Consider the following 24493-nt stretch of genomic DNA (forward strand, 5'->3'; position numbering starts at 1 on the left):
ATCCTCCTGTGATAAGAGCATCCAGCTTATAAAGCGGCAGGTGGCGCGTATTGTACGTTTGTGCAGGCAGGGGACGCCAGGCCGTGGAGCTTTAGCCAGCGCCCCGGAGACAACCCGATACAAGCATTGAAGTGGCGAATCATATGACTTTGGTCGGTAAAACCGGCCTGGATCGCGCTATCCGCCATACTGAACCCAGCCATGAGCAACTGCTTGCAGTAGCTGATGCGCCGCAGGATAACGTAGCGATGAGGGCTGGTACCGTACAAGGCTCGGAAGTCGCGGCTCAGCGCCCAACGCTCGCGACCGCTGGCGGCAGTGAGTTCTTCAGAAGAGATGCTGCGGTAAAAGAACTCGTGGATATAGTCTCTGGCCCGTTCGGCAGCCGGATAATCGAAGGCGCGACGATGAAAGCGCTGCCCGCCCACTGCTGACAGCGCGTGGGCAAGACCGTAGAGCGCTTCATCTTCTTCCAACGGCTGTAGCGGTGAATCAACGGCGCAGAGTAAAGGCGTAGCGGCTGCCAGCAGTCGCGGATCGGCGGATATCCCCCCTTTGATATACGGTAGTGACTGGCCGCCCAGGATGGACTGAATCAGCGATGGCTCAACGTAGAGCATGCGATAGCGGAAACCCTCTTCGGTTCCTGCTTCGCCGTCGTGGAGCTCATCAGGATGCAGGACGAGGGTTGAGCCGGGAAGGCCGTGTCGCATGCTGCCGCGATAACGGAAGCTCTGCACGCCAGACAGCGTGCGGCCAATGGCATAGGTATCGTGACGATGCGGCTGATAGCCATGCCCTCTGAAGTAAGCTTCAATAATCTCAATGCGCGATGGCGCGGTAGCCCGGCGAAGCCAGTCCTGGGTTGCGATGTTGTTTTTCATGCAGGAGTCCGCAGTTGGGCTGGCTGACGGAAGTGCTCTCGTTTTACCTGCCTCTCTTATTTATCGACAGAATATCACCGTCCAGCGACTAACGTAGCATTGATGATGGTGCTCCCGTTGTTGCATGTCACACAGTCCCCTTTGGTCCGGAATGTATACAACTGATCGGTGAAAATGAATTTCCTGGAGACGGATTTTTGTGCGCAAATTCGCTCGGAAAAAGTTCCGTTAGTCACGCCAATATTGTGAAGAAAATGTATCAAATACGACTTTATGACTAGGTTAATTCTTAGCCTTTATATTGTTGATGGTGTAAATTATTGCCTTGAAATAAGTAACAAGAGTAATTATGTTTTCTTATCATATTGATATTTAAAAAGTAATTTTGTTTTATAAAGTTATGTCAGCTAACTGTAAATTATTCTTTTGTGTGATCCATGGCTGTATTTTCCATTCGTCAATCGGTGTTTTCTTGAACCCTGTCACGTCCTTTCATTTCGTAGGCTTATGAAATAAATCTTTACGATCTTGATCACTAAAATATCTTTCGCAAAAAAATAAAATGCAATTCCATAAAAATGAAACACAATTCCAATTGAGGGTTATTGCATGTTTAAAAAATCTCTGGTCCTGATGGCATTATGTGGCGCTTCTTTCGCAGCATCGGCAGTGACTGTCGATCTCCGTCATGAATTTATTGACGGCGGCAAAACTGATAAAACGAACGCTGACCGCGTTTCTGTCTCTCACCGTTTTGCAAACGGCTTTGGCTTCTCGGTTGAAGCAAAATGGAAATCAGGTGGTAACAACACCGACCAACCGTTCTCTGATTTCGTCGGAAACGGTCATGAAGAATCTATTAGCTACCAATATAAATTTAATAAAAACTTCTCGATTCAGCCTGGCTTTAATATCGAAAGTAACGATAGCCGCTCTATTTATAAGCCGAACCTGCGCGTTCAATATAGCTTCGACAACGGCTTCTACGTCGCCGCGCGTTATCGTTACGACTACACCCGCTATCCGTCAAATGCCAATAAAGACGATGACAAAGTTAACCGTGGTGATGCATGGGCTGGCTACGTGTTCGGTGACTGGCGTACCGAGCTGAACTACGTTTATGCACGTAGCTCAGAAGGCAATGCACGTAACAACAACAAGCCGTATTCCCAGGAATATAACGTGAAAGTGGCATATAAAATCGACAAAAACTGGGCCCCGTATGGTGAAGTGGGTAACGTGGGCGTCAACGACCGTGATGACCGCCAGACCCGTTTCCGCGTGGGTGTCGCTTACTCCTTCTAATGACCTCACTGCTTTAGTGAAACCCCCGGCGAAGCTGGCCGGGGTTCTCTACTTTTCCCTGCAAACCTTGCCACGCTTTATTTGTACCTCGCCTGAATAATTTAATTAATGTTAAAGCGCAGTTGTGTCGCTATTACCCCACGTCTTTCGTATTCACATCATCGAAGAGGTTCGTGTATGAACAGCGCTATCGTCGTAGTATTACTTCTCATCGTCTGTTTCCTGATTCTGGGGGGCGGATGGTTTCTCATCATGCGCACAGAAATGAAAATAGAAAAAAAGATGCATACTGAATTTGAGTTAAAAAGAGAAGAGGAAAAACAGCAAAAGATACTACAAAAATATGAGGAGCTGCTGGCGATGGAAATTGAGTGGCACACGCAGCGACTGGCCAGCATCAGTTTTTTTATTGCCAAATTAAAGAAAAAGCAGGATGCCGAATATCGTAGTACGCAGCCCAGTATTAATGGCGATAACACGCAGCTTCATTCGAAAATAAAGGCGCTGATTTTCATTTACTTCCCGCATCTGCAGGATGATTACACCAAGCTCTGCAAACTGGCCGATTGCACGGTCTATTTTGATTATCTGTACGGGCGTTCAAACGACAGCGCGCGCGTGTTACGCGAGCTGTCCGACAAAATGCAGAAGTTCGCAGCCCAATCTACCGAGTTCCAGAACCGAATACGTAACGAGGTCACGGTGAAATGAGTGGCGGTCTCCATCGCCCCAGGTCTATGCTTAGCCTCGAACCCATATAAAAATAGAGGCAATGTCATGGATAAGGAACTACAGGATGCGGGCTATCGCGTCTATACCGGGGAAAAGATTGATGTCTATTTCAACACCGACATCTGCCAGCACTCCGGCAATTGCGTCAGAGGCAGCAGCAAGCTGTTTAACCTGAAGCGGAAACCGTGGATTATCCCGGATGAAGTAGACGTTGCCACGGTGGTGCGGGTGATTGATACCTGCCCAAGCGGGGCGCTGAAATACCGTCATCATGACTAAGCGAGGGTGCGATGGAGATTCTGGAAGGGCATAACAAGTTTTATGTGAATGATGCAAACGGCAACCAGGTGGCGGAAATCGTCTTTGTGCCGACCGGCGAGCATTTGAGCATTATTGAGCATACCGATGTCGACCCCAGCCTGAAAGGGCAGGGGGTAGGGAAACAGCTGGTGGCGAAGGTGGTGGCGAAGATGCGCCAGGAACAACGTAAGGTGATCCCGCTGTGCCCGTTTGCCAGGCATGAGTTTGATAAGACTCGCGAATACGACGATATTCGCGCCTGACCTTTTGCGCCAGCGTCGGCTGGCGCGAATCCTTAGCCCTTAGCGCAACTGCTCGATGATCAGCATCGCCGCGATTGCCACCATCAATCCCCCGGATATCCGGCTGACGACTCGTGCGGCCTGTGGACGGCTGGCCAGCAACGCACGTGAACCGTAACCCACCAGCAGATAGATGAGCGTACAGGTCAGCAGATGCATCAACCCCAGCGCTGACATTTGCATCGCCAGCGGCCATTGACCGTGCGGATCGGTAAATTGCGGCAGCAGCGCCAGAAACAGGAGAAAAACTTTGGGATTCAGGCCGCTGATGCACAGGCCTTTCAGCACCCACTGATTCCAACCGCCGCTCTGTTGACTGGCGCTGGAGACCGTTGCCGGGTGGCGCAGCAGCGAAATCCCTAACCACAGTAAATAGACCGCGCCCAGTAACGTGATAGCCGACAGCGCCAGCGGATGCCCGGCAATCAGTACACCGACGCCCGCGACGACCACAATGGTCGCCAGCAGATGCCCTGACATCAGTCCGGCTACCGCCGGAACAATGCGCCGACCGTGGATTCCGGCGCTGATGGTGTAGGCCCAATCGGCCCCAGGCGTCATGATCAGCAAAAACGATACCAGCCAGAAACCGGCCACTAAGCTCATCTCCATGACTCACATTCTCCATTATTTTTCATTGCGTTATCCCCGAAAACCCTGACCTGATATCGAGAAAGAATATCGTTATTTCCGCGCAATGAGCTTTCAATGTTATGCTGGGATTCGGTGCTTAGAGAGAGAATCTTCTAAATGGATAGCATTGATCGAAAAATTCTTGCTGAACTACAGGCGGATGGCCGTTTATCTATCACCGAGCTGGCTGAACGGGTAAACCTGAGCCTCTCACCGTGCCATCGACGCCTACGGGCGCTGGAGCAAGAGGGCGTTATTACCGGCTATCGCGCCAACCTTGATCCAGGCAAGATGGGCTTCAATTTTGTGGCGCTGGTGTTTGCGACGCTTAAAGAGGGTGACCGCAAAGCGGTTAGCGCCTTTGAGGAGGCGGTGGAAGAGATCCCACAGATCGTGCTGGCCCAGCGGCTGTTTGGCGACCCCGACTATTTAATGCAGGTGGTCACGCGCGATCTCTCGTCGTTTCAGAAGCTCTACGACCAAAAGCTCTCAGCGATGCCGGGCGTACAGCACCTGCGCTCGACGCTGGTGATGAAAACCGTCGTGCAGGATCGCGCTTTCCCACTGGAGTCGTTGAAAGAGAAATAGTTGGCTGAAACGTTTCATGTGCTAAAGTAGGGCGATAGGGGATGGCATTCCCCCTTGAACCGCCGTGTGGCTGATGATGCCTGTTTTTATTCCTGGACCGGGAATGAACAGGCACACCCCTACCGCGTCCAGGATGATCAATTCATCTAAGGATGCGTCCATGATTTCTGAACACTTCGCGCGTAAAAATACGCTTTTTTTTCTTGTGCAGTGGTTGCTGCTGGCGACGGTGATTGCCGTACTGGCCGGTTCCGCCTCCGCGCTCTTCCTCTATTCACTCGATTGGGCAACCGCGACGCGCATTACCCATCCCTGGCTGATTTGGCTGCTGCCGTTTGCCGGTTTTACCGTCGGCTGGCTCTACCTGCGCTTTGGCCGCTCGGTGGAGGGCGGCAATAACCTGATCCTTGAAGAAGTACATCGTCCGGCGAACACCATTCCGCTGCGGATGGCGCCGCTGGTGTATATCGGTACCGTCGTTTCGCATCTATTTGGCGCGTCGGTTGGGCGCGAAGGCACCGCGGTGCAAATGGGCGCTTCCATCGCTGACCAGTTTACTTCGTTGCTGAAGCTCGATAACGATGTGCGGCGAATGGTGTTGATGGCAGGGGTCAGCGCTGGCTTCTCCTCGGTATTCGGTACGCCGCTTGCCGGCGCTATTTTCGGCCTTGAAGTGATGGCGATTGGCCGCATGCACTACACCGCCATTTTCCCCTGCCTGCTGGCGGCGGTGGTGGCTGACCAGGTGGGCCTGATGTGGGGTGTTCATCATACCCACTACGTAATGTCGTTGATTCCGCCACTCTCCTTGTGGACGCTGGGGGCGGTGATTGCTGCGGGTTGCTGCTTCGGCCTGGCGACGCGCGTCTTTGCTGATGCCACGCACCTGATTGGCGGCGTGATGAAAAAATACGTGGCGTATGCGCCGCTACGTCCGTTTATCGGCGGGGTGGTTGTGGCATTGGCGGTCTATCTGGTGCAGGGGGATCGTTATATTGGCCTGGGTATTCCGGTGATTGTCGATGCTTTTCAGCACCCTCTGGCACCGTGGGACTTTGTCGGCAAGCTGGCTTTTACCGTCATGTCGCTGGGCAGCGGCTTTAAAGGCGGCGAGGTGACGCCTTTATTCTATGTCGGGGCCACGCTGGGTAACGCGCTGGCGCCGCTGCTCCATCTTCCGTTCGCTTTCTTGGCCGGCCTGGGCTTTGTCGCGGTCTTTGCCGGGGCCGCTAACACGCCGATCGCCTCGACGTTGATGGCGATTGAGCTGTTTGGCGCGGAGGTTGGCGTGTATGCCGCGATGGCCTGCGTGGTCGCCTGGCTGGTATCCGGCTATAGCGGGATCTATCGTTCTCAGCGGGTGGCTTGTCTGAAGCATCGGGTGGTGCCCATCGGGATCACACTGGCGGAACTTCCGGCCTGGCAGCGTAAAAATACGCGTTCGCAGCCTCCAGTCGATGAAGCGAAAGCGGATAGCTAATAACGTATTGTTGTAACGGAGTGGAATTCTTATTGCGAAAATGTAAATAACGAACTCAATATTTGTTATTTCAGAATGGCTGCGCATTCTGGCTATCTTGGTTTCAGCCCAACTACCCGGCATCGAATCAGGAGAAAACCAGAATGAGCAGACAAATCAAATTAGGTGCTTTTCTTCCCGGCGGCGGCCAGCATATTGCGGCATGGCGTCATCCGGATCAGCCTGCCGACGGCGCAACCAGTTTTGAATTTCACAAACAGCTGGCGCAAACCGCCGAACGCGGGCTGTTTGATGCTTACTTCCTGGCCGATGGCCTGGCGATTCCGGCGTCCGGCGTGACCGATGGCGGCACCGCCAAGGTGGCCGGTTTTGAGCCGGTGACGCTGTTTTCCGCGCTGGCGCCGTTGACCAACAATATCGGCTTTATCGCGACCGCCTCGACCACCTATGAAGAGCCGTACAACCTGGCGCGTAAGTTTGCCTCGCTGGACTTAATCTCCGGCGGCCGTGCAGGCTGGAACGTCGTGACCACAGCGACGGAGGCCGCGGCGCATAACTTCAACCTCGACACTCAGCATCCGCACGAATATCGCTATCAGCGGGCCAAAGAGCACGTTGAAGTGGTCAAAAAGCTGTGGGACAGCTTTGAGGATGACGCGTTCCTGCGTGATAAAGCCTCCGGCCAGTTCTTTGATCGCAGTAAAGTGCACGACACGAATCACGTCGGTAAATTCTTTAAAGTACGCGGGCCACTGAATGTGCCGCGTTCTCCTCAGGGCCAGCCGGTGATCGTCCAGGCCGGGCAATCTGAAAGCGGACGTGCGCTGGCGGCTGCCACCGCCGAAGTCATTTTCACCTCACACCAGCATCTGGAGACGGCGCAGACCTTCTATCGCGATATTAAATCTCGCGCCAGGGCGGCAGGCCGCAACCCGGATCACGTGCTGATCATGCCCGGTGTCGCACCGTTTATCGGCCGCACCGAAGAAGAGGCCAAAGAGAAATACCACAAGCTGACTTCGCTTATCGTCGAAGCTGACGGCATTGCGCTGCTGAATGGCCTGGCCGGCGGGGGGATCGACCTGGGTAAATTTGATCCTGATGGTCCGCTGCCGCCGCTGCCGGTGACTGAAGGCATGAAATCGCGCCCGGAGCTGATCCGCCAGATCGCCGACGAAAACAACTTCACCATTCGCCAACTCTACCAGTGGGTTGCGACCGCTCGCGGGCACTTTACCGTGGTGGGAAGCGCGGAGCAGGTGGCCGACACGCTGCAGGCGTGGTTTGAGAACGAGGCCGCAGACGGTTTCAACGTGCTGCCGCCGTGGCTGCCGGGCGGGCTGGACGACTTTATCGAGCTGGTGGTGCCTATCCTGCAAAAACGCGGCCTGTTCCGTACCCAGTATGAAGGTAAGACGCTGCGCGAAAACCTGGGGCTGCCGTTTGCCGATAACCGCTACAGCGCCGCGCGCAATGCCAAAGTGGCTTGAGGAGGATCTATGTTCTATTCCACCACCCGAATTCGCCTGAAGGCCCGCCAGACAACCGCGCCCGCTTACCGGCAATGGTATCAGCGCAGCCTGTCGCTGATTGCTCGCTACGGCCTGCTCGTCCTGTTTTTTGCCGGCTGGCAAATCGCCAGCACGGCAGGCTGGCTTAACGCTGCGGTAATCCCGCCGCTGGATAAAATCTTTGCCGCACTGTGGAACGGGATTACTCAGGGCGCACTGTTGGGTGACATCACCATCAGTTTACAGCGCGCCGGGTTAGCCTTTGCCGCCGCTATCGTGGTGGGGATTCCGCTGGGGCTGTTTATGGGGCAAATACGCCCGCTGGAGCAGGCACTGGATCCTATCTTACAGCTTTTCCGCCAGACCTCGGCGCTGGCGCTGTATCCCATCTTTATCCTGCTGCTGGGTCTGGGCGAAACGTCAAAAGTGTTCGTTATCTTTTGGGCGGCGCTGTTCCCGATTCTGCTGTCGACCATTAGCGGTGTGAAAGAGGTGGATGGCAAGCTGCTGGAGATGGCGCGGACCTTTGGTGCGGGTCGACTGACGCTCTTTTACCGGGTGATTGTTCCTGCCTCTGTGCCGTCCATCTTTGTCGGGCTACGTCTCTCCGCGACGACCGCGCTGCTGCTGCTGATTGCCGCAGAGATGATTGGCGCGAATCAGGGGATCGGTTTCCGGGTGATGAATGCGCAATATAACTTCCAAATACCGATGATGTTCGCGGCGATATTCCTGCTGGCGTTTGCCGGGCTATTAGCGAACGCCATTCTGGTCCTGCTGCAGCGTCGTCTGTGTCGCTGGAACTCACGTAACCATTAATTTTGCACGTTATTTTGCGTTTTTAAATTAAGCCTGATGGGAATTTCAATAATGAAAAAACAGATCTCTTTTGCGTGGGTAGCGGTACTTTTCCTCTTTGGAATCAGCACATCCGTGCGGGCTCAGGAAGCAGTCACGATGCGCTATATGGCGAGCTACGGCGGTATTTCCGCCCACGAATTAGCCGACGCACTGGGGTATTTTAAGGATACCGGAGTGTCGATTAAAAATGCCGGTTACGCCAGCGGTGGCCCGGAGTCTTTATTTGCGCTGGCGTCGAACAGCATTGATATCGGTTCTGCGGCCACGCCGGCGGTGATTAACGCCATTGCTAACGGTAACGATTTTGTCGCCGCTTACCCCACCAACGGTATTAACGAGACCACCAAATCTATCTTCTACGTGAAGGAAGACAGCCCGATTAAATCGATCAAAGATTTAGCCGGGAAAAGCGTGGCGGTGAATACGCTGGGGGCACACCTGGATTACACGTTGCGCGAGGCGCTGCGTCAGGCCAATCTGCCGGAAAACGCGGCGAAACCGGTGGTGGTGCCGGGCCCGCAGCTGGAACAGACTTTACGCTCTGGTCAGGTCGACGTAGCGGCATTTGGCTACTGGCAAACCACTTTTGAAGGGTCGGCGCGCAGCCATGGCGGCCTGCGTCCAATCTTCAACGATGCCGACGTACTGGGGCCGATTGCCGGGGGCTTCACGGTGCTGCGTGCTGACTTCGTTAAGCAGCACCCTGACGCGGCGCGCATCTTCGTGGTGGAATCGGCGCGTGCCCTGGACTACGCTCGCGACAACCCGGAAAAAGTGCGCGAAATTATGGCCAAAATCCTCAAGGAGCGCGGTGAGAACCCGGAAGTTGCGAAGTACTTTACCGGCTACGGCGTGCGTAAAGGCGGCCAGTCTGAACCACACGACGTGCAGTTCTGGCTCGATATCCTAGAGCGTGATGGCGTACTGAAAAAAGGCCAGCTCAAAGCCTCTAATATTTTGCTGAAAACGGAAGGTGTATGATGACTGCGACACTTCAGACGCCACGCGGCGATATCTCGATTCGTAGCTTACGCAAAACGTTCTCGCTGGAAGGTAAACCGTTCGACGTTTTCCGCGACCTCAACTTACAGATTGAGAGCGGGCAGAGTATTGCCATCGTTGGGCCGAGCGGCTGCGGGAAAACCACGCTGCTGCGTATTCTGGCGGGGCTGGAAACGCCGGATGCGGGCGACGTGGTGATTGATGGGCAGGCGGTGCATGGCATGAGCCGTGAGCGAGCGGTGATTTTCCAGGAACCGCGCCTGCTGCCGTGGCTGACGGTGCTGGAGAATGTCAGTTTCAGCCTCGACGTACAGGGCGTGCCGCGCAAGCAGGCCAGAGCGCGGGCGAAAGAAGCGATTGAGCTGGTGGGCCTCAGCCACTGCGAACAGGCGCTACCGAACCAGCTTTCCGGCGGCATGGCTCAGCGCGTGGGCATTGCCCGCGCCCTGACCATTCAGCCAGAAATTCTGCTGCTGGATGAACCGCTGGGCGCGCTGGATGCGATGACCAAAATCACCATGCAGGAAGAGCTTGTCCGTATTCGCGATGCGGAAAAGATGACGATGGTGCTGGTGACGCACGATCTGGAAGAGGCGATTTATCTCGCTGACCGGGTGCTGATTCTGCCGAAAATTAAAGGCGACCCGATTCGCACTATTGAAGTTTCGCTGCCGCGCCCGCGCGAACGTAGCAGCACAGAGTTCGTCGTCCTGCGTCAGCAATTAATGGCTGAGTTTGGTCTGCATTAATTATTGTTTGTAATATACGTGGCTTAATTTAATTTCCGCGCAAAGTGTAAGGCTGCTTTTTTTAATTAAAAAAAGCAGCCAAAGTCTATTTGTTAATGTTTTTTGTTAAATAATGGGTGATATTTTAAAATAATGTAAAAGTACGCTACTATTGTCGCACTCATTACATTTAGCTATGCGAATATCATCATTATGCCTGCTATTAATAAAAAACTATTTTCTCTCGCTACCATCGCACTGCTGGTCAATTCCGCTGCTTACGCCAATACTGAAACCACGCAAGAAACCGATGTTCTGCTCATTGGCGGCGGCATCATGAGCGCCTCTCTGGGCACCTGGCTACAGGAGCTGCAGCCGGATTGGAAGCAGGTGATGGTCGAGAAGCTCGATAAAGTCGCATTAGAATCGTCTAACGGCTGGAATAACGCCGGTACCGGCCACTCGGCTAACATGGAATTAAACTACACGCCGCAGCGCCCGGATGGCAGCATTGATGTCACTAAAGCGCTGGAAATTAACGAACAGTTTATGATCTCGCGCCAGTTCTGGTCGGCGCAGGTGAAGCGCGGCGTATTGAATAATCCGCACTCCTTTATTAATTCCACTCCACATATGAGTTTTGTGTGGGGCGATAAAAATGTGGAATATCTCGGCAAACGCTACGATGCGCTGCAAAAAACTACGCTGTTTCAGGGCATGAAATTCTCTACCGATCATCAGCAAATTGCCCAGTGGGCGCCGCTGGTCATGGCCGGTCGCGATCCGCAGCAGAAGGTGGCTGCCACCTGGACGCCGGTCGGTACTGACGTCAACTACGGTGAAATTACCCGCCAGCTGATCGGTAGCCTGCAAAAGAACGAACACTTTACGCTGCAAACTTCCTCTGAAGTGACAGAATTTAAGCGCAACGGCGATAACTCCTGGCACGTGACTATTGAAGACGTCAACAGCGGCAAGCAGCATGCTATTGACGCGAAGTATGTCTTCATCGGCGCAGGCGGCGGCGCATTGAAGCTGCTGCAAAAAACCGGTATTCCGGAAGCGGATAACTACGCGGGCTTCCCGGTGGGCGGTTCCTTCCTGATGACCGAAAACCCGGACGTGACCCGTCAGCATATGGAAAAAGTTTACGGTCAGGCCTCCGTGGGCGCGCCGCCGATGTCGGTGCCGCACATTGATGCACGCTTTATCGACGGTAAACGCGTGGTGCTGTTCGGGCCGTTCGCGACCTTCTCCACTAAGTTCCTGAAACAAGGTTCGTTCTTCGATCTGCTGAGCACGGCCACAACCAGCAACGTCATGCCGATGACCCACGTGGGTCTGGATAATTTCGACCTGGTGAAATACCTCATCAGCCAGGTGATGTTGAGCGATGATGACCGCTTTGCGGCGCTGAAAGAGTACTATCCGCAGGCGCGTAAAGAGGACTGGAAGTTGATTCAGGCCGGTCAGCGCGTGCAGATCATCAAGAAAGATGCGGATAAAGGCGGCGTGTTGAAGCTGGGCACCGAAGTGGTGGTGGATCAGCAGCGCACCATTTCAGCGCTGCTGGGCGCATCTCCGGGGGCCTCTACCGCCGCGCCTATCACCCTCAATGTGATTAAGAAGCTGTTCCCGGAACAGTTCAACTCACCGGAGTGGCAGAGCAAAATCCACAGTATTATCCCGAGCTTTGGCCAGAACTTGAACGGCAACGTGGCGCTGACCCAGCAGGTGTGGAACGACACCGCCGCGACGCTGGAACTGACCAAACCGCCGGTAATCGAGATGCCAGCCGCCCCGGTTGCGCAGGCTAAACCGGCTGAAGAGCAGCCGGCCAGCGCATCGCCGCAGCACGATATGGCGCTGTAAACCCATCGTTTTCCGGTGATAAAAAAGACCTGGCGGGTTACCCCGGCAGGTCTTTTTTACATCAAATATTGTTCAGCCTAAAAACATCACCGATACGCACATCAACCCGACAATCAGCGTAATCAGGCTACCGATGGAGCGGTAAGGCTTCAGCGCCGGGAGCAGGTAAGTCGACAGCGTCGGCATGATAAACAGAATCATGGCGATCAGCGGGCCGCTGATGGCGTAGATCATCGAAATCGCGTTCGGGTTAATGCAGCAGACGATGAACGTTACTGCGGATACCAGCAGGATAGATAGCCCGCGGTTGAACGAGCGGCTCTTACGCACGCCAACCTGATTCAGCGACGCTTTCACCATCTCACTCGCCCCTTCAATCACGCCAAAATAGGTGCCGAGGAACGATTTTGACATTGCCACGACTGCCACAATAATGCCGGAAATGGACAACCAGCCCGGAGAGTTGGGCATCATCGACAGCGCGGAGAGGATGGTAACGCCTTCCTCTTTTGCGGTAGTAATGTATGACGGCGGAATCGAGAGCAGACAGCTGAATACAAAGAACAGCACGCTCAGGCAGATAACCAAATACGCCACCTTCATGATTTTTTTGCATTTACCCATGGCTTGCTCGCCGTATTTCTCTCGACGGTCGATGGCGAAAGTCGAAATAATCGGCGTATGGCTAAAAGCGAAAACCATCACGGGGATGGACAACCACACCTGATGCAAGGTTTGCTTGTTGACCTCCATCTGCGTGGTCAGCAGCGACGGCTGCCAGCTTCCGGTCAAATAGATGGATAAGAACAGGAAGTAGGCGATCAGCGGGAACACCAGCATGCCCATCACGCGGATAGTGGTTTGTCGACCGGTCAGGAAGATCAGGTTCAGCAGCAGCACCACGCCCAGGCTAATCAATGCACGCAAGGGTAAATCGACGGGCGTATAGCGGGAAATCTGCTCGGCCAGCGAATTGGTGATAGCGACGGCGTAGATCAAGACCACCACGAAAAAGGCAATGAAATAGAGCGCGGTGATTAAACTGCCGATCTTTTTGCCATAGTAGTGGGTGACGGCGCCGGTAATGCCAACGCTTGCCGGAGTGTTAGCCGAAAGGATGAACTGACATAAAGCGCGGTGCGGCCAGTACGTTAACGGCCATGCAACCAGTGCGGTGATAAACAGAACTACCGCACCGGCGGCCCCTAGCTGGATGGGCAGGAAAAGGGTGCCCGCTCCGACGGCAGTGCCATATAGGGCAAAGCTCCATAGAGTTTCGTCTTTAGACCAAATTTTAGACATTATCTGAATATATCAACCATAAAACCAAAAAAATGGCGGACAATTTACCATAATTAGCTTTTCGTGTGGCTGAACATTTTCAGGCCGCTTGTTATCGGCCTGAAAAGAAGACTAATTTTGTGCGTAAAGATTCTGTTGGCGGCGTTTGATGATGCGATCGCGTAGCGTATCGTACGCCCAGTTGTAGAGCATGGTGTAAGGCAGGAAAAACAGGAAGAAGCCAATCTCCAGCGTGAGTGCCTGCAGCAGCGTTACGCCCAGCACGAACGACACGATGCTGACGCCGATGACGATAAACCCACACTCAAATCCCAGGGCGTGCAGGGCACGCACTTTTGCCGTCCGCTTTACGCGAGTGACCGGCCACAGGCGGTCAAAAACGGCGTTGTAGATGATGTTCCACACCATGGCGGTGGTGGCCAGAATAATCGTGAGTCCCCCCATTTCCAGTACGGGCCGTTGCATCAGCCAGGCGGCGGTAGGGGCGAGGATCGCGGTGGCGATCCCTTCAAAGCACACGGCGTGGAAAATACGCTCCGGGAGCTTTCTGCGATGTAATAAATCGTGTTGCATCTGATGACCTTCGTTTTATTGAACACTGTTATGCGCATTTTATGGGTAAATGTGATAAGTAAAAGATAGAATCCATCGATAAAGTAGATACTTCATGCGCTATTCCCCCGAAGCTCTGACCGCCTTCGTTGAAACCGTCTCCTGCGGTTCCTTTTCCGCCGCGGGGCGCCGTCTACGCAAAAGTCAGTCGACGATCAGTACCGCCATCGCCCATCTGGAGGTGGATCTCGGCGTCACATTGTTCGATCGTTCTGCGCGCCAACCGGTATTGACCCCGGAAGGCCAGCGGGTGCTGAGCTACGTGCAGGCGATCCTCGCCGCCAGTGAACGGCTTGATGAGCTGGCGGTTTCATTGAGCGGTGAAACGGAAGCGCGTTTAACCTTTGTACTGTCGGATACTCTGCATCCGGACGTGCTGGAAGATCTGCTGGCGCAGTTCGACCGTCGCTTCCCGCATACCGAGTTTGAATGTCTGGTGGGGGAGGATGATGATGTGGTCGATCTGTTGCAAAAAGGCCGCGCGCAGGTGGGGTTGATTGAGGCGCGCGACGACTATCCGACCGATATTGGTCATACCCGCCTGCCGATGCAGACGCGCATGGCGGTCTATGTCTCTCCCGATCATCCTCTGACCGCGCAGGCCCGCGTGGAGTGGGAGCAACTGCGCACGTGGCGCGAGCTGCGGTTGAATACCTATCTGGAGAATCGCTCAGCACCCGCACGCGGGCCGGTATGGTCGGCACCCAACTATCTGATGCTGTTGAGCATGGCGGCGCAGGGGCTGGGATGGTGCGTGTTGCCCTGTGCGCTGGTGGATGAATTTGCCAGTTCGGCGGAGCTGACTATGCTGGATATTACGGGCTGGCCCATGTCGGTTTCTATCGATTTGCTCTGGCATAAAGAGGCTCCCCTGGGCGCGGCGGGAAGCTGGCTGCGTCAGTACCTCCAGCAGGTGTCGACGTAGCGCATACGATAAGCAATTCCTTTGTGATAAGACTCACTTTTTTTAAACAATTGCGAAAAAAGTTGATAACAATCATCTACTATACGCAGATTATTTTGCGCTGAGGTTGAGATGAAAGATGTCGTTATCGTAGGTGCTGTCCGTACGCCCATCGGCTGTTTTCAGGGGGCGCTTGCACGTCATTCCGCCGTCGAACTGGGTAGCCTGGTGATCAACGCGTTGGTTGAACGCAGCGGCATTGCCGCAACGTCGATCGACGAAGTGATTATTGGCCAGGTTCTGACCGCAGGTACCGGGCAAAACCCGGCGCGGCAGTCCGCGATAAAAGGGGGGCTGCCGAATACCGTATCGGCCATCACCATTAACGACGTCTGTGGCTCGGGGCTGAAGGCGCTGCATCTGGCGACCCAGGCAATTCAATGCGGTGAAGCCGATGTGGTTATCGCCGGTGGGCAAGAAAATATGAGCCGCGCGCCGCACGTGTTGACCGACAGCCGTACCGGCGCGCAGCTGGGCAATAGCCAACTTATCGATAGTCTGGTGCATGATGGCCTGTGGGACGCCTTCAACGATTATCATATGGGCGTTACGGCGGAAAATCTGGCGCGCGAATATGGCATCAGCCGCGAGCAGCAGGATGCCTGGGCGTTAAGCTCACAGCATAAAGCCCGCAAGGCTATCGACTCGGGGCGCTTTCGCGACGAAATCGTTCCGGTGATAAACCCACAGCCTGGTGGTCAGCCGCAGATTGTCGATACCGATGAGCAGCCGCAAACCGATGCCAGCGCGGAAGCACTGGCGCGTCTGAGCCCATCTTTCGATCTGTCGGGCTCGGTGACGGCGGGTAACGCTTCGTCGATTAACGACGGCGCGGCGGCGGTGTTGATGATGAGCGAAAGCAAAGCGCTTGAATTGGGGTTACCTATCCTGGCGCGGATCCGTGCGTTTGCCAGCGTGGGGGTGGATCCCGCGTTAATGGGGATTGCACCGGTTTATGCCACGCGACGATGCCTGGAGCGTGCAGGATGGCAGTTGAATGATGTTGACTTGATTGAGGCTAATGAAGCTTTCGCCGCGCAGGCCATTTCGGTGGGTAAAATGCTGGAATGGAACGAGCAGAAGGTTAACGTCAACGGCGGGGCGATTGCTCTGGGGCATCCGATAGGCGCATCGGGCTGCCGAATCCTGGTTTCTCTGGTTCACGAGATGATTAAACGCGATGCACGTAAAGGCCTGGCGACGCTGTGCATCGGTGGTGGTCAGGGGGTTGCCCTTGCCGTCGAGCGAGACATTCAGTAACTCTGCTTTAGTTTCTCCATTCTTTTTTCCCTTTCAAAAAGACCTCATTCGAGGTCTTTTTTTGTTTCTATACGCTGAGTTAAGAGACCACGAAAGTATTCGTGTCTAGTTCCTTCCTTTATATATTTATTTTTATTTGTGTCATTTGTAAGAGATATGAATGAGTAAATGCTTAGCCGAGTCATTGCTTAAACATAAATTATTACTATTGCTAAGAATAACTCACGTTACTTCTTTTTTGGTAAGTTCATGTAAATTAAGTAAATTATAGAAAACTTAATTCATGGAAAATAAATCTTTGTGATCTAAGTTTTATTTTTTGAGGGTTATGTCTGTTTTTTGTTGAGCTTTATCACGTCCTCTTTGTGCCAGATTTTCTGAAACAAATAATTACGATCTCGATCACTAAAATAGAAATTTGGAAAAAATAAAATCCAATTCCATAAAAAAGAAACATAATTTCAATTGAGGGATGGCAAATGTTAAAGAAAACTCTGGCCCTGGCCGTATTATCTGGCATGTCTTTCGCTGCATCTGCGGTAACCGTTGACCTGCGTCATGAATATATTGACAGCGGTTCAAACGCTGACCGTGTTGCGGTATCTCATCGGTTTGATAACGGTCTTGGTTTTGGCGTCGAAGCAAAATGGAAAACGGGTGGTGATACTGATAAACAGGATCGTCCGTTTAACGAAATGGTGGGGAATGGTCACGAAGAATCCATTAACTGGCGCTGGAAGGCGACGGATAACTTTGCCCTGAACCCAGGCTTTAATATTGAGAGTAAAGACAGCTTCTCCATCTATAAACCGTATCTGCACGCGCAGTACAGCTTTGATAATGGTTTTTATGTGGCGGCGCGTTACCGTTATGAATATACCCGTGTACCGGCAACCTCCAGCAACGGCGGCGGCGTGGATGACAAAGTCAATAAAGTGGATACCTGGGTTGGCTGGGCGATGGGCGACTGGCGTGTAGAACTGAACTACGTTTATGCACGCAGTACCGTGGCGGACGATCAGCATAAGAGCCTGTATCGTAACAATAATAAACCGTACAGCACCGAATATAACGCTAAGATGGCCTACAAGTGGGATAAAAACTGGTCCCCGTATTTTGAAGTGGGCAACGTGGGTGTGAAATCGACCGATGAACGTCAGACCCGTCTGCGTGTTGGTGTGGCTTACTCCTTCTAAATAAACAAAACCGGACCCTCATCCGTTTTCCCCCCGGAGCATTTGGCCGGGGGTTTTCGTTTTTGTGGCGAACGAAGGTACTGCGCACACTAAAAGACTCTTCTCCCTAAAACTAACTCTTGTACACAGATCGCCGTTGACAGTTATCAGGGAAAAGGGAGGTGCATTTGGATTAATCACTCCATTGCGCTCCTTTTCAGCTCTCGCCACATAAATTGTACGGGCGCAGGGAGCGCGCAAGGGGCGGCCAGTCGCCGCCGCCCCCTGCACCCCCGGGCTCTGGCGGCAAAATTGCCACTGCGTGGTTCCCTCAGCTTATCCCTTACGGCTTTCGGGTCGGGCGCGAGGTAACACCCTGCAAAGCCGCGCCCTCAGCCCACATCCCTGCGGGCCGCAGGGATTATTAAGGGGGATGCGGTTATCCCCCTTAACACGTTCACCGGTGAAAAGATGCCATGTTCCACCTGACGCAAAGTGAACGGAACCTTTCACCTTACTGATAGATATCAGGTTTTGTCCTGCGAATTTGTGTGTAAGAGACTGGGACTAAAAAGGGAGCGGGACCGTCCGCATCTGGGAATAACTAAGGCAACATCTGTGTAAATCATCGACAAAAAAAAGCCCTCCAGAGGAGGGCAAGGCCAGTTACAGAAACACTAAACTCAAAATTCTTATGCTTGCATGAACTTACGTTCGGTTGGCAGTTTGGCGATATACAGCGCAGGTTTGCCATCTTTGTCAGAGCTGAACAGCACCGCGCTGTCGTCCGGGGTAAAGGACGGGTGCGGGTGAGTCACCTGACGGCTGTTTTGTACCGTTGCCCACGACGTATCGTGGCGGGCAACCGGGAAGTAGGCTTTCTTCGCCACGTCGAACGCATACAGATACGGATCGTTGTCGATGGTGTAGCCGCTGGTGTCCTTCACGTCGACCGGGGTACCGGAGCCGTCGCCGACCAGCATGGTGCCGTCGAAATTACTCATCAGGTGCGAACAGGCAGGCATTTGCATCAGCGCTTCGTTGACGTTGGTGTCCGGGTTGAAACGGTAAATGGTACGACCCTGTTTGCCTTTCAGATAGGAAACGTAAATCAGCGCGGAGCCGTTCGGAACCCAGAATTCGTGGGTGCAGCTTTCGCCTTCCGCATGTTCTTTAACTTTACGTACGTTGCTGCCGTCTTCGTTGACCATCCACATGCGCGCGTCGACCAGGTCGTGCGGGCCTTCGTGGCAGAATGCGACGGTGTTGTCGTCAAACGGACGGTAGATTGGATGGCCGAGCCAGTTTTTCTCTTCGTGGATCACCGCGCTTTCGCCGGTTTGCAGATCGACGCGCAGCAGGCGGCAGTGCGGGCCTTTATGGAAGAAGTCGTGGAACAGTTTCCAGTCGTTCAGCGGCGTCCAGTCGCTTTTAGCGATTTCAATGCCGACCAGCTTAGTACAATCGCTGTTGGACACCCAGGTACCGTAGCCAACCCACTCATCCGGCACGCGATAAACTTCGCGCTCGGCCAGCGTTTTCAGGTTAACTTCCAGCAGGGTGCGGTCGTTCTTAACGTAATAAAGGGATTTGTCATCCGGAGACAGGAAACCACCAAAGGTGTTGTCGCCAGCGCCTTCGGTCAGCTGTACGGCTTCGGCGTTTGCCACATCCAGTAAGTAGTAGTTCCAATGGCCATCGAACTCACCAGCAAACAGCAGATGGCTACCATCGTTAAAGAAGCACTTCTGATAGAAGTAGTTACGATGACAGGTGACTTCTGGTGGTGTTAAGCGGGTGACCTCCGCGCCGGTGTCCGGGTCGCGGCTGACCTCATAATTCAATTTTACCCGCATGCCTTTAGCCATGGTGCTCTCCTTTTACTGATGCGGTCGCGAGGTGCTATCAACTTCGCTGGCCGATGTGGATGTCATTTTAAAAATTAGGTGTCAATTTATCAAAACACTGTTTCAATGTTTGTGATGGCAGACGCACTTTATACGAAAAATCATCATTTCTGCGACTTTTTTGATAAGCCTTTTCTCCTCCCGTCAAGCGCATCTTTGATTTTGCTCCATCATTTACCTTCTACAGAGTATTTTTCAAAGAAAATGTAACTAGATGAATAATATTGTTTTTTGTTTTCTGGCTAGGTTGGTGAACGGCGTATTCGTGATCCCATTTGCATTTTTGATATTAATTCACAGGAAAAATGAAACGATGTTTTATTTGTAATTGAAAACCCATTTCATCAGGGATAAGATACGTGCATTAACAAAACGGAACGAAGTTTCGTTCTGTAATAGAACATAAGACCACATTTTCCTGGAGGTTCAGGTGGAAGTAAGACAGAGCATTCATAGCGCTCATGCTAAAACGCTGGATACGCAGGGGCTTCGCGAAGAGTTTTTAGTTGAGCAGGTATTTGTCGCCGACGAATACACCATGGTGTACAGCCATATCGATCGCATTATCGTTGGCGGCATCATGCCGGTGGCGAAAACCGTATCGGTTGGCGGCGAAGTGGGCAAGCAGCTTGGCGTGAGCTACTTCCTGGAGCGCCGCGAGCTGGGCGTTATCAACATTGGCGGCGCGGGTACCATCACCGTTGATGGCCAGTGCTACGAAATTGGCCACCGCGACGCGTTATACGTGGGCAAAGGGGCTAAAGAAGTGGTTTTCGCCAGCGTTGACGCGGCGAAACCGGCGAAGTTCTACTATAACTGCGCGCCGGCACACACCACTTACCCGACCAAAAAAGTAACCCCTGCCGATGTGGCACCGGTAACCCTCGGCGATAACCTCACCAGTAACCGCCGTACCATCAATAAATATTTCGTGCCGGACGTACTCGAAACCTGTCAGCTCAGCATGGGCCTGACCGAACTGGCGCCGGGCAACCTGTGGAATACCATGCCGTGCCATACCCACGAGCGTCGCATGGAAGTCTACTTCTATTTCAATATGGATGAAGACAGCTGCGTGTTCCATATGATGGGGCAGCCGCAGGAAACGCGTCACATCGTGATGCACAACGAGCAGGCGGTGATTTCGCCGAGCTGGTCGATCCATTCAGGCGTAGGTACCAAGGCGTATACCTTCATCTGGGGGATGGTGGGTGAGAACCAGGTCTTTGATGACATGGATCATGTAGCAGTGAAGGATCTGCGCTAGTCGCGGACAGCATTAGTTCAATGATGCCTGTCCGGTACAGGCGCTAACGATAAGGAATATAAAATGATTTTGGATTCATTCTCTCTGCAGGGCAAAGTTGCCGTTGTGACTGGTTGTGATACCGGTCTGGGTCAAGGTATGGCGCTGGGTCTGGCTGAAGCGGGCTGCGACATTGTGGGTATCAACATTGTTGAGCCAACCGAAACCATCGAACGTGTAACCGGCATGGGGCGTCGTTTCCTGAGCCTGACCGCTGACCTGCGTCAGATCGACGGCATCCCGGCGTTGCTGGAGCGTGCGGTGGCGGAATTCGGCCATATCGATATTCTGGTTAACAACGCAGGCCTGATCCGTCGTGAAGACGCGATCGACTTCAGCGAAAAAGACTGGGACGATGTTATGAACCTGAACATCAAGAGCGTGTTCTTTATGTCTCAGGCCGCAGCTAAGCACTTTATCGCGCAGGGCAAAGGCGGCAAAATCATCAACATCGCTTCCATGCTCTCCTTCCAGGGCGGCATCCGCGTTCCGTCTTACACCGCTTCCAAGAGCGGCGTAATGGGCGTAACCCGTCTGATGGCGAACGAGTGGGCGAAACACGGTATCAACGTAAACGCGATTGCACCGGGCTACATGGCGACCAACAACACCCAGCAGCTGCGTGCTGACGAAGAGCGTAGCGCCGCTATCCTCGATCGTATCCCGGCTGGCCGTTGGGGTCTGCCGAGCGACCTGATGGGGCCGATTGTATTCCTGGCTTCTCCGGCATCTGACTACATCAACGGCTATACCGTTGCCGTTGATGGCGGCTGGCTGGCGCGCTAATTTTTTAGCCAGCCCGATAAAAAAACCTGCTCCGGCAGGTTTTTTTATGCCTGTGAAAAGCATGAGAAGCATGAGATTTATCCATATTGTAAGGTGCGAATAATCCATGCTGAAATGATGATAATGAAATTATCACCTATGTATACTGCCTCTTATAGAGGCGATGTAACATGATGGGCTTTCATGTGAAAGTTAAATGTCCATCACAAAACGATGTGGCGCAGCAATATTGTCCATGTTAATAACCTTTCCCGCCTGACACTCCTGTTCATCGATCTCTTACTTTCGTTGTATGTCTTACTCTGTCTGGCAGGAAAATATGGCTTCAATCAGTAACGACCCTTCGCTCATGCCGCGTACCCAGCGCGACACCCGACGCATGAACCAGTTTGTCTCAATTGCCGCAGCGGTCGCGGGGCTGCTCTTTGGTCTCGATATCGGGGTGATTGCCGGCGCGCTGCCGTTTATCACCGATCACTTTGTGTTATCCAATCGCCTCCAGGAGTGGGTGGTGAGCAGTATGATGCTGGGAGCGGCGATCGGCGCGCTGTTCAACGGCTGGCTGTCATTCCGCCTCGGACGTAAATACAGCCTGATGGTAGGGGCCGTACTGTTTGTTGCCGGGTCGCTCGGCTCGGGTCTGGCGACGAACGTCGAAATGCTGCTAATCTCCAGGGTCATTCTCGGCGTGGCCGTCGGTATTGCCTCCTACACCGCGCCGCTTTACCTCTCCGAGATGGCCAGCGAAAACGTGCGCGGCAAGATGATCAGCATGTATCAGCTGATGGTGACGTTGGGGATTGTGCTGGCGTTTTTATCCGATACGGCTTTCAGCTACAGCGGTAACTGGCGTGCGATGCTCATCGTGCTGGCGCTGCCCGCAGTGGTGCTGATTGTGCTGGTGGTGTTCCTGCCCAATAGCCCGCGCTGGCTGGCGGAAAAAGGCCGTCATATTGAAGCCGAAGAGGTGCTGCGCATGCTGCGCGACACCTCAGAGAAGGCGCGTGATGAACTGAACGAAATCCGCGAAAGCCTGAAGCTGAAGCAGGGCGGCTGGGCGTTGTTTAAGGTTAACCGCAACGTGCGCCGCGCGGTGTTCCTCGGCATGCTGTTACAGGCGATGCAGCAGTTCACCGGCATGAATATCATCATGTACTACGCGCCGCGCATCTTTAAAATGGCCGGGTTCACCACCACAGAACAGCAGATGATCGCCACGCTGGTGGTCGGCCTGACCTTTATGTTTGCCACCTTTATCGCCGTGTTCACCGTGGATAAAGCCGGGCGCAAACCGGCGCTGAAAATCGGCTTTAGCGTGATGGCCGTGGGGACGCTGGTGCTGGGCTACTGTCTGATGCAGTTTGATAACGGCACGGCATCAAGCGGGCTCTCCTGGCTGTCGGTGGGGATGACGATGATGTGCATCGCCGGTTACGCCATGAGCGCCGCACCGGTCGTGTGGATCCTGTGCTCGGAAATCCAGCCGCTGAAATGCCGCGATTTCGGTATCACCTGTTCCACCACCACCAACTGGGTGTCGAATATGATTATCGGGGCTACCTTCCTGACGCTGCTGGATGCCATCGGCGCGGCGGGTACGTTCTGGCTGTATACCGCGCTGAACGTCGCCTTTATCGGTGTGACCTTCTGGCTGATTCCAGAAACCAAAGGGGTGACGCTGGAGCATATTGAACGCAAGCTGATGAAAGGCGAGAAATTGCGGGATATCGGCGTGTGATGCAGAGCCCGGTGGCGCTACGCTTACCGGGCCTACGTTTGATGTACCGTGTAGGCCGGGTAAGGCGCAGCCGCCACCCGGCTTTTTTTACACCTTCGCTAAATACAGCGCTGGCATCCCCTCAGCGTCCGAGGTATATAGCACCCACTTCCCGTCCGGCGAGAACGACGGATGCGGATGCGTCACCTGGCGATCGCCGTCCAGCACCTTCCAGCTGCTGTTGTGCTGGCAGATGGCTTTCTTGTCGCCGGTTTTCAGATCGAACACCCAGATAAACGGATCGTTGAGGCTGATATCCCCGGTTTTATGCGGCGCGCCGTCGCCGACGACCAGTGAACCATCGTGGTTGCTCATCAGGTGAGAGCAGGGCGGAATCTCCATCAGCTGGCGATTTTCCAGCGTTGAAGGATCGGCACTGTACAGATAGCGGTGCGGGCTATTTTCCTGATGGGCGACGTAATACAGCGCCGAGCCATCCGGCACCCAGAATTCATGCGTAAAGCTCTCGCCTGGCTGCTGCTGGCGCACGCAGCGAACGTTGCTTCCGTCGTTGTTAATCAACCACATGCGGGCGTCAATCGCATCGCGCGGCCCTTCATGGCAGAACGCGACGGTATTGTCGTCGAACGGGCGGTAAATCGGATGACCAAGCCAGCGTTTTTCCTGCAAAATGGTCCGCTGTTCCCCGGTTTTCAGGTCAATGTTAATCAGGCGGCATTCCGGGTTGGTAAAGTAGAAGGCGCGGAACTTCGACCAGTCGGTGAGCGGCTGCCAGTCGCTTTTCTTAATCTCAATGCCGACGAGCTGCGTGCAGTCGGAATTGGCGACCCAGGTGCCGTAGGCCACCCATTGGTCGTCGACTTCGTACACCACGTGTTCTTCCAGCGTCGAGAGATCCACACGACGCAGCTGGCGGGTATCTTTGACGTACCATAATGACTGGTCGTCGTCGGAAAGAAAGCCACCGAAGGTGTTATCGCCTGCGCCGTCGGTCAGCTGGGTTGCCTGCTGTGCGGCAATATCCAGTAAGTAATAGTTCCAGTGCCCCTCGAACGCGCCGCCAAAAATGAGCTTGCTCCCATCGCGGGTAAAGCATTTTTGGTAGAAGTAGTTCCGGTGGCAAATAATGTGTGGTGGCGTCATCCGGATCACCTCGTGACCGGTTTCGCTGTCCTTCTGATGGCGGAAATTCAGCGGGATGATTTTGCCTTTCATGTCCTTTCTCCTTGAATAAAAAAATACCCC

At 53.6% G+C, this 24493-nt stretch carries 23 protein-coding genes and 1 riboswitch; of the genes, 17 read left to right on the plus strand and 6 right to left on the minus strand.

Going from position 1 to position 24493, the window contains the following annotated elements; all coding sequences use genetic code 11:
• Positions 1-26: 26 nt before the first annotated feature.
• A complete protein-coding gene (locus tag ABTW00_RS04220; protein WP_433639041.1) occupies positions 27-884 on the minus strand; it encodes an AraC family transcriptional regulator in 858 nt (285 codons plus the stop codon).
• A 609-nt stretch (positions 885-1493) separates the two neighbouring features.
• On the opposite strand from ABTW00_RS04220, the gene ABTW00_RS04225 reads away from it, so the two are divergent.
• From ABTW00_RS04225 to ABTW00_RS04240, 4 genes are all read left to right on the plus strand, one after another.
• A complete protein-coding gene (locus tag ABTW00_RS04225; protein WP_064542854.1) occupies positions 1494-2189 on the plus strand; it encodes a porin in 696 nt (231 codons plus the stop codon).
• Positions 2190-2366: 177 nt separating this feature from the next.
• Entirely contained in the window at positions 2367-2900 is a 534-nt protein-coding gene (locus ABTW00_RS04230) for a hypothetical protein (RefSeq protein ID WP_433639045.1), read from the plus strand.
• A gap of 66 nt (positions 2901-2966) precedes the next feature.
• Positions 2967-3200 (plus strand): 4Fe-4S mono-cluster protein YjdI, encoded by a 234-nt coding sequence (gene yjdI / locus ABTW00_RS04235; protein ID WP_064542861.1) that lies wholly within the window; start codon positions 2967-2969, stop codon positions 3198-3200.
• 11 nt (positions 3201-3211) lie between these two features.
• A complete protein-coding gene (locus ABTW00_RS04240; protein WP_064542864.1) occupies positions 3212-3484 on the plus strand; it encodes a GNAT family N-acetyltransferase in 273 nt (90 codons plus the stop codon).
• Between the two features lie 39 nt (positions 3485-3523).
• Here ABTW00_RS04240 and ABTW00_RS04245 read toward each other — a convergent pair whose 3' ends face one another.
• A complete protein-coding gene (locus ABTW00_RS04245) occupies positions 3524-4135 on the minus strand; it encodes a LysE family translocator (RefSeq protein ID WP_433639049.1) in 612 nt (203 codons plus the stop codon).
• 138 nt (positions 4136-4273) lie between these two features.
• Here ABTW00_RS04245 and ABTW00_RS04250 point away from each other — a divergent pair, with 138 nt between their 5' ends.
• The 7 genes from ABTW00_RS04250 (at position 4274) to mqo (ending at position 12198) form a co-directional block, all read left to right on the plus strand.
• Positions 4274-4744, plus strand: a complete 471-nt coding sequence (locus tag ABTW00_RS04250) for an Lrp/AsnC family transcriptional regulator (protein ID WP_064542870.1) — start codon at positions 4274-4276, stop codon at positions 4742-4744.
• Positions 4745-4772: 28 nt separating this feature from the next.
• Positions 4773-4834, plus strand: a riboswitch (Fluoride riboswitch).
• 70 nt (positions 4835-4904) lie between these two features.
• Positions 4905-6224, plus strand: a complete 1320-nt coding sequence (locus ABTW00_RS04255; protein ID WP_433639051.1) for a voltage-gated chloride channel family protein — start codon at positions 4905-4907, stop codon at positions 6222-6224.
• A gap of 143 nt (positions 6225-6367) precedes the next feature.
• Positions 6368-7714, plus strand: a complete 1347-nt coding sequence (locus ABTW00_RS04260; RefSeq protein WP_065358242.1) for an LLM class flavin-dependent oxidoreductase — start codon at positions 6368-6370, stop codon at positions 7712-7714.
• Positions 7715-7723: 9 nt separating this feature from the next.
• Positions 7724-8554 (plus strand): ABC transporter permease, encoded by an 831-nt coding sequence (locus ABTW00_RS04265; protein ID WP_064542876.1) that lies wholly within the window; start codon positions 7724-7726, stop codon positions 8552-8554.
• A gap of 51 nt (positions 8555-8605) precedes the next feature.
• On the plus strand, positions 8606-9577 hold the full coding sequence (locus ABTW00_RS04270; protein WP_065358240.1) for an ABC transporter substrate-binding protein: 972 nt from the start codon (positions 8606-8608) through the stop codon (positions 9575-9577).
• Positions 9574-10347 carry an ABC transporter ATP-binding protein gene (locus tag ABTW00_RS04275; RefSeq protein ID WP_100250005.1) on the plus strand — a complete coding sequence of 258 codons (774 nt, stop codon included), beginning with the start codon at positions 9574-9576 and terminating at the stop codon, positions 10345-10347. Before ABTW00_RS04270 ends, ABTW00_RS04275 begins: the two co-directional genes overlap by 4 nt.
• 192 nt (positions 10348-10539) lie before the next feature.
• Positions 10540-12198, plus strand: coding sequence for a malate dehydrogenase (quinone) (gene mqo, locus ABTW00_RS04280; protein ID WP_433639057.1), 1659 nt, complete (start codon positions 10540-10542; stop codon positions 12196-12198).
• A gap of 72 nt (positions 12199-12270) precedes the next feature.
• Here mqo and ABTW00_RS04285 read toward each other — a convergent pair whose 3' ends face one another.
• Positions 12271-13500, minus strand: a complete 1230-nt coding sequence (locus ABTW00_RS04285; RefSeq protein WP_433639059.1) for an amino acid permease — start codon at positions 13498-13500, stop codon at positions 12271-12273.
• A 111-nt stretch (positions 13501-13611) separates the two neighbouring features.
• Positions 13612-14073, minus strand: coding sequence for a multidrug/biocide efflux PACE transporter (locus tag ABTW00_RS04290; protein ID WP_433639061.1), 462 nt, complete (start codon positions 14071-14073; stop codon positions 13612-13614).
• Between the two features lie 94 nt (positions 14074-14167).
• Here ABTW00_RS04290 and ABTW00_RS04295 point away from each other — a divergent pair, with 94 nt between their 5' ends.
• The 3 genes from ABTW00_RS04295 (at position 14168) to ABTW00_RS04305 (ending at position 17532) form a co-directional block, all read left to right on the plus strand.
• Positions 14168-15037 carry a LysR family transcriptional regulator gene (locus ABTW00_RS04295; protein ID WP_433639064.1) on the plus strand — a complete coding sequence of 290 codons (870 nt, stop codon included), beginning with the start codon at positions 14168-14170 and terminating at the stop codon, positions 15035-15037.
• Between the two features lie 111 nt (positions 15038-15148).
• Positions 15149-16336 carry an acetyl-CoA C-acetyltransferase gene (locus ABTW00_RS04300; protein WP_271448138.1) on the plus strand — a complete coding sequence of 396 codons (1188 nt, stop codon included), beginning with the start codon at positions 15149-15151 and terminating at the stop codon, positions 16334-16336.
• Between the two features lie 479 nt (positions 16337-16815).
• A complete protein-coding gene (locus ABTW00_RS04305; RefSeq protein ID WP_271448137.1) occupies positions 16816-17532 on the plus strand; it encodes an oligogalacturonate-specific porin KdgM family protein in 717 nt (238 codons plus the stop codon).
• A 671-nt stretch (positions 17533-18203) separates the two neighbouring features.
• Here the strand turns inward: ABTW00_RS04305 and ABTW00_RS04310 are convergent.
• The gene (locus tag ABTW00_RS04310; RefSeq protein WP_065358233.1) at positions 18204-19379 is read right to left on the minus strand and encodes an oligogalacturonate lyase family protein; all 1176 of its coding nucleotides are present in this window, start codon (positions 19377-19379) and stop codon (positions 18204-18206) included.
• Between the two features lie 469 nt (positions 19380-19848).
• Here ABTW00_RS04310 and kduI point away from each other — a divergent pair, with 469 nt between their 5' ends.
• From kduI to araE, 3 genes are all read left to right on the plus strand, one after another.
• Positions 19849-20685 carry a 5-dehydro-4-deoxy-D-glucuronate isomerase gene (gene kduI, locus ABTW00_RS04315; protein ID WP_064542907.1) on the plus strand — a complete coding sequence of 279 codons (837 nt, stop codon included), beginning with the start codon at positions 19849-19851 and terminating at the stop codon, positions 20683-20685.
• A gap of 63 nt (positions 20686-20748) precedes the next feature.
• Complete coding sequence (gene kduD / locus ABTW00_RS04320) at positions 20749-21510, plus strand: 2-dehydro-3-deoxy-D-gluconate 5-dehydrogenase KduD (RefSeq protein ID WP_433639068.1); 762 nt, start codon at positions 20749-20751, stop codon at positions 21508-21510.
• 319 nt (positions 21511-21829) lie between these two features.
• Positions 21830-23248: an arabinose-proton symporter AraE gene (gene araE, locus ABTW00_RS04325; RefSeq protein ID WP_433639070.1), complete on the plus strand. Its 1419-nt coding sequence runs from the start codon at positions 21830-21832 to the stop codon at positions 23246-23248.
• Between the two features lie 87 nt (positions 23249-23335).
• Here the strand turns inward: araE and ABTW00_RS04330 are convergent, their stop codons facing one another.
• Positions 23336-24463: an oligogalacturonate lyase family protein gene (locus tag ABTW00_RS04330; protein WP_065358231.1), complete on the minus strand. Its 1128-nt coding sequence runs from the start codon at positions 24461-24463 to the stop codon at positions 23336-23338.
• Between the last annotated feature and the right edge of the window lie 30 nt (positions 24464-24493).

Source organism: Kluyvera georgiana, assembly GCF_050990895.1.
GTDB lineage: Bacteria > Pseudomonadota > Gammaproteobacteria > Enterobacterales > Enterobacteriaceae > Kluyvera > Kluyvera georgiana.